Source organism: Acidobacteriota bacterium (genome assembly GCA_026707545.1).
In the GTDB taxonomy this organism is placed as follows: domain Bacteria; phylum Acidobacteriota; class Thermoanaerobaculia; order Multivoradales; family Multivoraceae; genus Multivorans.
Genome location: JAPOWR010000003.1, coordinates 1 through 12,532, shown reverse-complemented (window position 1 = coordinate 12,532; position 12,532 = coordinate 1). Strand labels below are relative to the sequence as shown.

Genomic DNA, 12,532 nt, shown 5'->3' with positions numbered 1-12,532 from the left:
TTCAAGCTCCGACGCGAAGAACGGGCGCGTCGTACTGTTCGAGGACCCTGTCGGCGGTAATCAGCGTCAGGCCCTCGATTCGAGCCTGGGCCACGAGGATGCGGTCGAACGGATCCCTGTAGTGCATTGGAAGCGCGGCTACCGCCAAGGCATGAGATGGCGTGATGGGGAGAGCTCTCACCTGGTTCAGACGCATTCGCTCCGGTACGTACTCAGCCGGCGGTTCTGGCAGAGGTAGCCTTCCGATTGCGTACTTGATGGCGATCTCCCATGCGCTGGCGGCAGACAGGAACTTCGACGACGCGGACGACTCCAAGGCGGCGAGGAGGTGGGCGTCGAAGCGCTCCGGTTCGGTCTGCATCCAGAGCCAGCAGTGTGTGTCGAGGAGGTAGTTCACTGGCGACTTGGTGGCGCCTTAGCTCCGGCCTTCGAACGCGCGCAGCAGGTCCTCATCGAGAGGGGCGTCGAAGTCGTCCGGCACGACGAACCGACCCTTGTCGATGCCGAAGATCGGCCGCTCTTCCTCCATGCTGACGAGCTTCGCGACCGGTTGACCGGAGCGCGTGATCACAACGTCCTGGCCGGCGGCTACTTCCCGGAGAAGCCGCGAGAGGTGCGTCTTCGCTGCGTGTACGGTCACCTGCTTCATGACGAGGGAAGATAGACTAAGTCCATGACTAAGTCAATTGGTAACCTTCTGTTTGTGGCAGCGGCGTTGACCGCAGGCTGTCCAATGGTCACAGCCCAGGCCCAACCCGACCCCGGCACCACCTTCCGCGACTGCGACGTCTGCCCCGAGATGGTCGTCGTGCCGGCTGGCTCCTTCGTCATGGGCTCGCCGGCGGACGAACCCGGCCGCTACGAGGACGAAGGCCCGGCGCACGAGGTGACGATCGCCGCACCCTTCGCCATCGGCGTCCGCGAGGTGACCTTCGAGGAATGGGACGCTTGCGTCGCGGCGGGCGGCTGCGAGGGCTACGATGCCGGCGACGAGGGCCGCGGCCGCGGCGGCCGGCCGGTGCTCAACGCGAACTGGGACAATGCCCGGGCCTACGTCTTCTGGCTGACCGCCGTCACCGGCGAGGCCTACCGCCTGCCCAGCGAGGCCGAGTGGGAGTACGCGGCCCGCGCGGGGACCTCGACCCGCTATAGCTGGGGCGACGAACCGAGCGCCGCGCATGCCAACGGGGAGCAGGACCACGGCTGGCCCGACGACGGCCACCGCTACACGGCGCCGACCGGGTCGTTCGCGCCGAACCCGTTCGGGCTGCATGACGCGCACGGCAACGTCTGGGAGTGGACCGCCGACTGCTGGAACGACAGCTACGACGGAGCCCCGGCGGACGGCAGCGCCTGGCTCGACGGCGACTGCGTCGGCCGCGTCACCCGCGGCGGTGCCTACAACGGTGGCCCCGCCTACCTGCGCTCCGCGATGCGGCTCAAGATCTACTCCCAGTTCCGCAGCTACTTCATCGGCTTCCGCGTCGCGAGGTCGCTCGCTCCCTGACTGGGCACGCCGGCTTCTGCCACTGGGTGCGCCGGCCTGACATCCGACCGCCCGATGACGGGCGCTCGGACTGTGACGCGGCTGGCGCGAGGACGCGCCAGCCGGGTTCTGGCCGGCATCCGGCGCAGAGCGCCGCTTTCAAAGTACACCACCCAGCATCCAACCCCTTGGATCCCATCGCCTTCCCGGCTCCCGGGACGGGTGCTTGTGCTAGCTTGTTGGAACAGCGTTAGACGTTACGGCGTCCTAACAGCTAGCACCCCGCTTTCGAGCGCGGGTGAGTGTTCTTTTCACCATCTCGGAGGGAGATTGCGCCATGAGACAGAGATCCACGGTTCGCTTGACGTACACCGGTGTCGCGGCCCTGGCTGTCCTCGTCTGCGCCGGGGCCGCCTGGGCGCAGAACGGACCGTCCGTCCAGGGGACGATCACCGAGAAGGAATCCGGAGCCCTGCTCCCGGGCGCGGAGGTGTCGCTACGAGACACTCCCCACCGCACCCTGTCGGGCAGTGACGGCCGCTACCGGCTCGACGGCGTGCCGGCCGGCGACTACACGCTCGACGTGAACTACGTCGGGTTCGAGGACTTCGAGGCCAGCGTCACGGTCGCGGCCGGGGAGACGGTCTCCCTGGCGATCGAGCTGGACGCCCGCTACGAGTTCGCCGAGGAGATCGTCGTTCAGGCGGTCCGGTTCGGGCAGAGCAAGGCGCTCAACGAGCAGAAGCAGGCGATCAACATCAAGACCGTTCTGTCCGAAGAGCAGATCCAGAGCTTCCCGGATCTGAACACGGCGGAAGTCCTGCAGCGCGTCAGCGGCGTCGCCATTCAGCGGGACAACGGTGAAGGCCGGTTTGTCTCCATGCGCGGCACGCCGTCGGCGATGACGAACATCACGATCAACGGCCAGCAGGTGGCGTACTCGAACAGTGCGAATCGCATGGTCGAGCTCGACGTCATCTCGGCCGCCCAGTTGACCGGCATCGAGGTGACGAAGGTCCTGACGCCGGACATGGACGCCGACTCGGTCGGCGGAGCGGTCAACCTGAAGACGCGCAGCGCGTTCGACCAGCCGGACGGCGTGACCAACTTCACCTTGGGCTTCGGCGACAACTCGATCGCCGACGGCACGCACTCGCGCTCGGCGTTCAACTACTCGACCGTGGGGGGCGCGAACGACAACCTCGGGTTCTCGATCGGCGTGAACTTCGCGCGCACCGCGGCCGAACGCCACAACAACGAGCACAAGTGGGGGAGCGAGGACACCGTCGGCGGCGTCGAGATCCCCTACGCGCTGACCAACACGGAGGCGCAGTTCTCGGCCAACGAGCGCGACCGCTACGGCGCCAACGCGCGCCTCGAGGTGCGGATCAACGACAACCACAAGCTGGACTTCGCCGTGGTGCAGAACTACCGCGAAGACGACCAGGACCGTCAGATCACGCGGATTCGCTGGGACAAGGGCAAGTACCTCAGCCCGACGGAGGTCGAGGGCCTGCGGCTGGTGAAGTCCCTGCACGACCGGCTCGAGGAGCAGGAGATCACGGCCTACAGCGTCAGCGGGGAGCATCGGTTGGGGCTGTCCGTGCTCGACTTCAGCCTGTCCACGAGTTCCGCCTTCACCAAGAAGCCGGAAGGGCAGCTCAAGCCGGAGTTCCAGGCCCGCGGGTTCGACCTGAACGTGACCAACATCGGTAGCAAGGCGCCGGGTTGGGATTCGACCAGGCAGGACATTCACAACAGCGGCATCTTCGAGTTCGACGCCGTGGACGAGAAGTTCGAGAACACGACCAGCACGATCGACACCGCCAAGGTCGATCTGACCCGGCCGATGCAGTGGGGCAGCGATACCGGCGAGTTCAAGCTGGGCGTGAAGGTCCGCGCGCTGCAGAAGGATCGCGCCGACCTCCGCTCGAAGTGGAAGTGGAAGGGCGACAACCTGTTCCTCGACCAGTTCGAGGCCGGGGGTACGAACATGACCGAGGGCGGCTACAACCTCGGCCAGCAGTACAACCGCTCGGGTTTCCGCTCCTTCTTCTACGGCAACCAGGGCCCGAACGGGTTCGTCGAGGAAGTGCGCAACGACGTCAACCTGGGCGAGCCGTACAACGCCGAGGAGGACATCAACAGCGTCTACGCGATGACCACCCAGGAGTACGGAAAGCTGACGATGCTGCTGGGCGTGCGGGCCGAGTTCAACGACCTCGACTACTCGGCAGCGAACCTCGTGGTCAACGACGACGACGTGCTCAGAAACACGCAGGAAAGCGTGTCGCGGTCCTACGACTTCGTCTATCCCAACCTGCAGTTCCGCTACGCCGTGTCGGACGAGACTCTCGTGCGAGCCGCGTTCACGCGCAGCATGGCGCGGCCCAACTTCTGGGATTCGATGCCGTTCTCGTACACCCACACGGACGACGAGGAGATCATCCGCGGCAATCCGTATCTCGATCCGGCGCTGGCCAACAACCTCGACTTCCTGGTCGAACGGTTCCTGGACAACGTCGGCATCATCTCCGGCGGCGTGTTCTTCAAGAGCGTCGACGACTTCAACTTCGTCACCGCGACGACTCAGCGCGGCGGCGAGTTCGACGGCTACGACGTGGAGGAACCGGTCAACGGCGGCAACGCGGACCTGATGGGCATCGAGGTCGCCTGGCAGCAGCACTGGGATTCGGGTTTCGGCATCTACGCGAACTACACGTACACCAATGTGATGAGCATCGACCTGGGCGAACAGACCGACCGGGACGACATCAACGTGCTGCCCGAACAGAGAGAGAACGTGGGCAACCTCGCGCTCATCTACGAGAAGAACCGGGTCCTGACCCGGCTCGCCCTAAACCTGAGCGACCGGTGGCTGAGCGAGGTCGGCGACGAGGCCGGCACGGACGAATGGGCCGACTCGGCGATGTACCTCGACTACTCGTTCACCTATCTCTTCGACAGTGGTCTCGAGTTGTTCCTGCAGGCCAACAACCTGACGGAAGAGATCGTCTATCTCTACCGGGGCATCGCAAGCCGGGCTTCCCAGCAGGACATCACCGGCCGGACCTTCAACGTCGGCATGAGGTGGGCGTTCTGAGGTAGCTGCGGCGTGTTGGTTGGGGGGTGGAAGAAGGTCGCCGGCCTTCGGCCGGCTCCGCTGACCTCCGCCTAGCCCATGGACACCCCGTCCCTCCACCTACTCGACTACCTGATCATCGGGGCGAGCCTCGTCCTGTCGGTCGGGGTCGGCGTCCGCTTCGCGAAGGCCCAGTCCACAACATCGAAGTACTTCGCGGCCGGTCGCAACGTGCCGGTGTGGGCGATCGGCCTGTCGATCTTCGCGACGCTGATCAGCAGCATCACCTTCCTGGCCTACCCGGGCGACGGCTTCGCCGGCAACTGGGTGCGCCTGGTGCAGGGGCTGATGGTGCCGATCGTCGTGCTGCTAGGGATCGGCTTCATCGTGCCGATGTACCGGAAGGTCATCGGCTTGAGCGCCTACGAGTACTTCGAGCGCCGCTTCGGCTACCTCGCCCGGCTCTACGCCTCGCTCGCGTTCGTGCTGGCGCAGTTCGCCGGCATGGGCTCGGTGTTCTTCCTGCTGGCGCTGGCGGTCTCCAGCATGACCGGCATCGGCGTCGTCACGGTGATCCTGGTGCTCGGCCTGGTGGTGACCGTCGTGACCTTGGTGGGCGGCATGGAGGCGGTCATCTGGCTCGACGTGATCCAGGGCGTGCTCCTCATCCTGGGCGGACTCGTCACCCTGCTCGTCATCGCGGTCAAGATCGACGGCGGGCTCGGCCAGGTGTTCACGATCGCGGCGGCCGAGAACAAGGTGAGCCTCGGTTCGTTCGACTGGAACCTGGTCGAGCTGACGTTCTGGGTGATGGCGATCAACGGCATCTTCTACGCCGTCCAGAAGTACGGCACGGACCAGACGATGGTGCAGCGCTACCTGACGGCCAGGTCGGACCGGGAGGCGATCCGGGCGTCGATCGGCGGCGTGCTGATGGTCGTGCCGGTGTGGGTGCTGTTCATGTTCATCGGCACGGCGCTCTACGCCTTCTACCAGGGCCAGGCGTCGCTGCCCGACGGCCTGCGCGCCGACGCGGTGTTCCCGCACTTCATCCTGAACGAGATGCCGGTGGGCGTCATCGGACTGATCATCGCGGCGCTGCTCGCCGCCGCGATCTCGTCGCTCGACTCGGACCTCAACTGCCTGGCCGCGGTCGCCGTCGACGACTACTACAAGAAGCTGCGGCCGCGGAGCACCGAGCTCCAGCGGGTGCGCGTGGGGAAGATCGTCGTCACGCTGTCGGGTCTCGGCTCGATCGTCGTCGCGCTGATCTACGTCGCCGCCGGCGACGCCGGCGTGCTGGCGACCGTGTTCGCGCTCTACGCGATCTTCTCGGGCGGCATCGCCGGGATGTTCCTGCTCGGCATCTTCGTGCCGCGCGTCAACAAGGAGGGGCTCTACGTCGGCATCGGCGTCTGCGTGCTGTTCACCGCCGCGGCCCTGCTCACCTCGACCGAGTTCAGCCTCGGCGGCGAGGCGCGCATCTGGCTCGATCTGGGCCCGCTCAACTACACGCAGCACAACTACATGCTCGGCGTCTACAGCCACATCGTCCTGTTCGGCGTCGCCTGGGCGGCGAGCTACTTCTTCCCCGCGCGGGACGTGGACAGGAACCTGACCTATGCTGGTTGGAAGGACCGAAAGCGGAGTGCGGGGTAAGGAGGCGAACAGACGATGACCTTTGAGTTGCGTAGAGAAGCGAGCCGCCTGCACCGCCCGTTCTCTGGGTGCGCGGACCTTCCGGTCCGCTTGCCGCCGAAGGCGGCTTCAGAATCGCCGCCGGCGAAGCCGGCGACCATGTTCTTCGGGCTACGCCGCTCCGCGGCTCCGCCCGAGAGCGGACCAGAAGGTCCGCGCACCCAGAGAACGGGCGTCGGCGTGGCCGGTTTCTCTACTGCAGTCGTAGCGGCCCTCCTACTGGCAGCCTGCGGCGCGGCTCCGGAAACCACCGAAGACACAGCGACCGTCACCACTCCCCAAACCCCCTGGAACGTAGTCCTCTTTCTCGCCGACGACCTCGCCTGGAACCAGGTCGGCTACCACGGAACGACGTTCTACGAGACCCCGACCATCGACGCCGTCGCCGCGGCCGGCATGACGTTCTCCAACGCCTACTCGGCGAACCCCGTCTGCTCGCCCACCCGCGCCAGCCTGATGACCGGCAAGAACCCCGCGCGCCTCCAGATCACCGACTACATCCCCGGCAGCCCGTACCCTTACGCCCGGCTCCTCAGACCCGCGGAAGTCCCGGGACTACCGCTCGAAGAGGTCACGCTCGCCGAGCTGTTCAAGTCCCAGGGCTACGCGACCGGCCACTTCGGCAAGTGGCACCTGAACGTCGACAAGGAGTACGTCCCCGGCCGGCCGATGGACCCGGCCTCCCAGGGCTTCGACGACGTCCTGACAACCGTCAAGCCCGAGTACGAGGACGACCCACTGGCCGACGCCCACCACGCCCGCGAGATCACCGATCGGTCGCTCGCCTTCCTCGACGCGAACCGGGACAACCCGTTCTTCCTCTACGTCACCCACCACGTCGTCCACCGCCCGCTGCTCGAGGACCCGAAGCTGATCGCCAAGTACGAGGCGAAGCCAGACGCCGACGACCCCGTGAACAACCCGATCATGGGCGCGATGATCGAGACGATGGACACCGGCTTCGGGCAGATCCTCGACCGGATCGAGGAGCACGGCCTGACCGAGCGCACGATCGTCATCTTCTACTCCGACAACGGCGGCTTCGAGCAGCTCCAGGCGCAGGACCCGTTCCGCGGCGGCAAGGCGATGATCTGGGAAGGCGGCATTCGCGTGCCGCTGGCCGTCAAGTGGCCGGGCGTCGTCGAGCCCGGCAGCGCCAGCGACGACCTGATCACCTCGGACGACTTCTTCCCGACAATCGCCGGCATCCTCGGCGTCGAGGAACTCCCCGCCGACATCGACGGCCTGAGCCTCCTGCCGGTGCTCGACGGAAGCGGCGCGCTCGACCGCGACACGCTCTACTTCCACTACCCGCACTACCACCACCTCGGCTACATGCCGGCTGGCGCCATCCGCCAGGGCGACCACAAACTGATCGAGTGGTTCGAAGGCACGATCGCCGGCATCGGCCCCGCCGTCAGCCTCTTCAACCTCGTGGACGACCCGGGCGAAACGACCGATCTAGCCACCGACAAGCCCGAGCTAGCCGACAGCCTCCTCCAGCAGCTCGCCGCCTGGCGCCAGGAGATCGGCGCCGGCGAAATGACCGTCAACCCCGGCTACGAGAAGGCCCGCCACGACTGGCGCTTCGTCGACGAACACGGAGGCGACGCAAGATGAAGCGGGGAAGTGTCGGTGCGCCGGCCTTCTGGCCGGCATCAGACGCGATGCCGCGAAGCGGCGAGCGCGAGCCAACGAAACGCCTCAGCCGCAGAGACGCCCTCCTCGCCGCCCTCGGCCTCGCCGCGGGAGCCGCCGCCCGCCCCCTGCGCGCGCAACAACAACCCGGCCCCCTCGAACGCACGTTCGAATACGCCAAACCCCTCAACCTCCGCATCACTGACCTCAAGACCTTCCTCGTCGACGCCGGCAACGACGAGAATTTCGTCTTCGTCAAGCTCTACACGAACCAGGGGATCACCGGCCTCGGCGAAGGCACCCTCGCCAACAAGGGCGAAGTCGTCGCCGCCGCGATCGAGAACCACAAGCGCTACCTCGTCGGCAAGGACCCGACCGAGATCGAGCGGCACTGGCGCGGCATGTTCATCGGCCCGCGCTACCGCGGCGGCCCGGTGCTCATGTCGGCGCTTTCCGCAGTCGAGATCGCCATGTGGGACATCCTCGGCCAGGCCCTCGGCCAGCCGATCTGGCAGCTCCTCGGCGGCAAGGCCCGCGACAGGGTGCGGCTCTACTGCCACGAGGGCTACCTCGAACGGATCAGCCATCGCCAGAAGCGCCGCGCCGCCGACTACGAGGAGGAGCTCGACCTCTGGCGCCAGAAGAAGGAAGCCGGCTGGACCTGCGTCAAGGGCGGCTTCTACCCGGGCGGCCGGCCGATCAACCACCGCGTGTCGATCCGGCGCGGCCTCGAGCACCTCGCCCGGGTGCGCGAGATCGTCGGGCCGGACTTCGACATCATCGTCGAGGCGCACGGCAAGCCGACGCCGCTCTCCGCCGTCGAGTTCTGCAACCGGGTGGAGGAGTACCGGCCGTTCTGGGTCGAGGAGGTCACCCAGCTCGAGCACGAGGTGATCGAGGAGGTCCGCCAGATCCGCGCCCAGACCCGCGTGCCGCTGGCCACCGGCGAGCGACTCACCTCGCGCTACCACTTCGTGCCGCTGTGCTCGGAGCGGCTCGTCGACGTGATCATGCCGGACGTCGTCCACGTCGGCGGCATCTCCGAGCTGCGCAAGATCGCGATCATGGCGGAGGGCTTCCGCGTCGACGTGTCGCCGCACAACCCGCAGAGCGAGGTCAGCACGCTCGCCTCCATGCACGTCTGCGCCTGCACCCCGAACTGCACCATCCTCGAGATCGGCAGCGGCCAGGACCCCTTCTGGCAGGACCTCTTCCACGGCGGCCACTTCTCCTACGACCGCGGCTTCGCGAAGCTCCCCAGCCGCCCCGGCCTCGGCATCGACCTCGACGAGGAAGTCGCCGCGAAGTTCCCCTACGAGCCGAAGAACTGGAGCACCCTGACGACGGAAGATGGCGCGTTCGTGGATCGGTGATTGGTGGGTGCGTCATGCCATCTGCTTGTAGAGAAGCGGCCACGCCGTAGCGGTGCTCTGGGTGCGCGGACCTTCTGGTCCGCTGCCGCCGAAGGCGGCGGAAACAACGTCGCCGGCCTTCGGCCGGCGGCCGCTTTCTTCGGGCTGCGCCGCTTCGCGGCTTCGCCCGGGAGCGGACCAGAAGGTCCGCGCACCCAGAGAACGGGCGTTGCGTTCTTGACTGCCCTGCTGGCACTGGTCGGCTGTGCCGCGCCCACCGCCGAACGAACCGACGACCGCACCGACGAACTAGCCGCCCGCGAAGCCGGCAACCCCGGCGGCGAGAACTACGGCGAGTTCGGTCCGCCGGACGCCTACGAAGGCGACTCCCCGCACCCGTTCTACGGCGCCGAGAACGAGTGGAGCCGCCGCATGTTCGACGAGCGCTCGGCCGACCTCTACTACAAGCGCCGCGGCCAGCGGCAGCTCCTCGAGATCCTGGACGGCAACCCAACCCGGGCGCTCGAACTCGCCGACGCCCGCCTAGCCGCCGACCCCGCCGACGCTGAATCGCACTTCATCCGCGCCGTGGCTCTGACCCGACTCGACCAGATCGACGAAGCCGAAGCCGCCATGCAAGCGGCCCTCGACGCCGGCATGCCCTTCGGCCGTTTCCTGGCCGGCCCGCGGGATCTACTCGCCCCGCTCGCCGCAACTGCGACCTTCGCGCTGCACGTGGCGAGCCCGAACAACGAGATCGTCCACGGCCCGATGCTCGGCGCCGTCACCGGCACGACGGCCAGCGTCTGGGTCCGCACCGCCGACGCGACCGGCTTCGAAGTCGTCGCCACAGCCGGCGGCGACCGCTACAGCGCCTCCGGCACCACGACCGTCGATCAGGACTACACCGGCACGGCCACCCTCGCCGGCCTCTCGCCGGACACCACCTACAGCTACCGGATCCTCGTCGGCGCCGGCACGGCGCCAGGGCCCCAGCCGCACTCGCAGCCGCCGTCCCAGGCACCCAGCTACACCCTCCGCACCGCGCCTCCCCCCGGAACCCCAGGCACCGTCACCATCGCCTTCGGCGGCTGCGCCGGCTACACGCCCGCCAACGAACGCATGTGGGACACGATCGCCGCCCACTCCCCGCAGGCGCTGCTCCTGCTCGGCGACAACGTCTACATCGATCTGCCTGAGCAGCCCGGCCTGTTCCACGACTACACCTACTACCAGCGCCAGTCGCGCCCCGAGTTCCGGCGCCTGGTGAGCGCGACCCCGGTCTACGCCGTCTGGGACGACCACGACGCGGCCTTCGACGACATCTGGCTCGGCCCCTACGTCGACCGCCCGGCCTGGAAGCAACCGATGGTGGAGCACTTCCGCCGCAACTGGAACAACCCGGCCTACGGCTCCGCGTCCCACCCTGGCGTCTGGTTCCGGTTCTCCCTCGGGGACGTCGACTTCTTCCTGCTCGACGGCCGCACCTACCGGACGAACCCCTTCGTCGAAGAGCGCACCATGCTGGGCCCGATGCAGAAGGCCTGGCTGCTCGACGGGCTAAGCGCTTCCGAGGCTACGTTCAAGGTGATCGCCAGCCCGGTGGCCTGGGCCGACGGCGCCAAGCCGGGGAGCCGCGACACCTGGTCGGGCTTCCCGGAGGAGCGGGAGGAGATCTTCCGGTTCGTTGAGGAGAACGACGTCACCGGTGTGGTGCTGCTCTCGTCCGACCGTCACCGATCGGAAGCGTGGGCGATCGAGCGTGACAGCGGGTACGCGTTTCACGACCTCCTGAGCGGGCAGTTGACGAACATTCACACGCACCCGGTGGAACCGGGTGCGCTGTTCAGCTACAACCTGAAGGACTCGTTTGGTCTGCTGACGTTTGAGACGGCGGTGGAGGAGCCGCGGGTGACTTACGAGATCTACTCGATTGATGATGAGTTGATTGAGACTCTGGTGATTCCGCACTCCGACCTCAGGGTGGGGAGTTAGCCCGTGGACGTACCGATACCAGCAAAGAACGGCGCCTTAGGCAACGCCCATTCTCTGGGTGCGCGGACCTTCTGGTCCGCTGCCGCCGCAGGCGGCGGGAAGATCGTCGCCGGCCTTTGGCCGGCGGCTGCTTTGTCCGGGCTGCGCCGCTTCGCGGCTTCACCCGAGAGCGGACCAGAAGGTCCGCGCACCCAGAGAACGGCCGGCGCCTTGGCGGGTTTCTTTACTGCAACCCTCTTTGTCTTTGCGCTAGCGGGGTGCACGGACCCCACCACCGCTCCGGGCGCCGACGCGATCCAAACCACAGCCCTCTGGCTCTTCGACGAACCTGCCGGCCTCTATCCGAGCCACACGCTCGACGACATGTCGGACAACGACATGGTCCTCACCCTCGGCCTCGGCGCCCAGGTCGCACCCGGCCGCTACGGCAATGCGCTCCTCCTTGCTCCGCTCGACCCGCCGCTCGACGTGCCGCCGGCCGAAGAGAAGCCCGGCGAGTTCGGGCTCGCCCGGCTGCCGGTGCCGGAAGGCCGCACCGTCGAGCCCCTGAGCTGGTTCACGGCCCACTTCGCGGCGCTGATGACCTCGGGCGAGAATCACCTTCGCAAGCAGGTCGGCCACAAGAACCCGACGACCAGTGCGCTCAACCTTGGCGACTTCGATTGGACGGTGGAGTTCTGGCACTCGCCGGGCGATGCCGCCTTCGGCGGGAGCCGGCCAGAAGGCCGGCGCACCGACACGGCGGCCGACGTCCCGACCGCAGGCGAAGCCGTGGTCTTCGAGATCGGCACCGGCCCGCGCGGCGAGAACGACGTCGTTACCCGACTCACCTGGTCCGCCGACCGCTCGCACTTCATCCTCGTCAACCAACCCGCCGGCGCCTCCATCGACATCCCGACCGCCACCACCGCCGACGCCACCCCCACCTGGCACCACTACGCCTTCACGTACAACGCCACCGCCGACCAGCTCCGCCACTACGTCGACGGCACCCTCCAGCCGCTCCCACCACCCACCACCCTCGTAGCCCTCCCCGAAGGCGAAGAGGCCTACTTCGCCCTGGGCACCGATGCCCTCTGGAACCACCGCCTCACCGGCCTCCTCGACGAGTTCCGCGTCAGCCGCGGCCTCGTCTACACAACCGACTTCGACCCCCCGGCAACCTTCGCCACCACCCCCGCACCCGTCGAACTCACCCAAGGCCCCCCGCTCCTCTTCGCCTCCGACTTCGCCGGCGCCTCCGCCGACTCCACCGCCGACGACCCCACCAGCACCAACGCC

General features: G+C 67.3%; 9 protein-coding genes. 7 read left to right on the top strand and 2 right to left on the bottom strand.

Features of this window, described 5'->3' with window-relative positions; genetic code table 11:
• Position 1: 1 nt before the first annotated feature.
• Together OXG83_14430 and OXG83_14425 are read right to left on the bottom strand one after the other, a co-directional pair.
• Positions 2-397, bottom strand: coding sequence for a type II toxin-antitoxin system VapC family toxin (locus tag OXG83_14430; protein MCY3966229.1), 396 nt, complete (start codon positions 395-397; stop codon positions 2-4).
• A gap of 18 nt (positions 398-415) precedes the next feature.
• On the bottom strand, positions 416-649 hold the full coding sequence (locus tag OXG83_14425) for a type II toxin-antitoxin system Phd/YefM family antitoxin (protein MCY3966228.1): 234 nt from the start codon (positions 647-649) through the stop codon (positions 416-418).
• 84 nt (positions 650-733) lie between these two features.
• Here OXG83_14425 and OXG83_14420 point away from each other — a divergent pair, with 84 nt between their 5' ends.
• The 7 genes from OXG83_14420 to OXG83_14390 form a co-directional block, all read left to right on the top strand.
• The gene (locus tag OXG83_14420; GenBank protein ID MCY3966227.1) at positions 734-1,507 is read left to right on the top strand and encodes a formylglycine-generating enzyme family protein; all 774 of its coding nucleotides are present in this window, start codon (positions 734-736) and stop codon (positions 1,505-1,507) included.
• A gap of 316 nt (positions 1,508-1,823) precedes the next feature.
• Complete coding sequence (locus OXG83_14415; GenBank protein MCY3966226.1) at positions 1,824-4,589, top strand: TonB-dependent receptor; 2,766 nt, start codon at positions 1,824-1,826, stop codon at positions 4,587-4,589.
• Between the two features lie 78 nt (positions 4,590-4,667).
• Positions 4,668-6,227 (top strand): sodium:solute symporter, encoded by a 1,560-nt coding sequence (locus tag OXG83_14410; GenBank protein MCY3966225.1) that lies wholly within the window; start codon positions 4,668-4,670, stop codon positions 6,225-6,227.
• Positions 6,228-6,446: 219 nt separating this feature from the next.
• On the top strand, positions 6,447-7,886 hold the full coding sequence (locus OXG83_14405) for a sulfatase (GenBank protein ID MCY3966224.1): 1,440 nt from the start codon (positions 6,447-6,449) through the stop codon (positions 7,884-7,886).
• Positions 7,883-9,277 (top strand): hypothetical protein, encoded by a 1,395-nt coding sequence (locus OXG83_14400; GenBank protein MCY3966223.1) that lies wholly within the window; start codon positions 7,883-7,885, stop codon positions 9,275-9,277. Before OXG83_14405 ends, OXG83_14400 begins: the two co-directional genes overlap by 4 nt.
• 216 nt (positions 9,278-9,493) lie before the next feature.
• Complete coding sequence (locus OXG83_14395) at positions 9,494-11,251, top strand: alkaline phosphatase D family protein (GenBank protein MCY3966222.1); 1,758 nt, start codon at positions 9,494-9,496, stop codon at positions 11,249-11,251.
• 210 nt (positions 11,252-11,461) lie between these two features.
• Positions 11,462-12,532: hypothetical protein (locus OXG83_14390; GenBank protein ID MCY3966221.1), on the top strand; the 1,071-nt coding region annotated here is incomplete at its 3' end.

Excerpts from the sequence above, each read along its gene's own strand:
- OXG83_14415 (MCY3966226.1), top strand. The coding sequence starts at position 1,824 with ATGAGACAGAGATCCACGGTTCGCTTGACGTACACCGGTGTCGCGGCC.
- OXG83_14420 (MCY3966227.1), top strand. The coding sequence starts at position 734 with ATGGTCACAGCCCAGGCCCAACCCGACCCCGGCACCACCTTCCGCGAC.
- OXG83_14410 (MCY3966225.1), top strand. The coding sequence starts at position 4,668 with ATGGACACCCCGTCCCTCCACCTACTCGACTACCTGATCATCGGGGCG.
- OXG83_14425 (MCY3966228.1), bottom strand. The coding sequence starts at position 649 with ATGAAGCAGGTGACCGTACACGCAGCGAAGACGCACCTCTCGCGGCTT.
- OXG83_14400 (MCY3966223.1), top strand. The coding sequence starts at position 7,883 with ATGAAGCGGGGAAGTGTCGGTGCGCCGGCCTTCTGGCCGGCATCAGAC.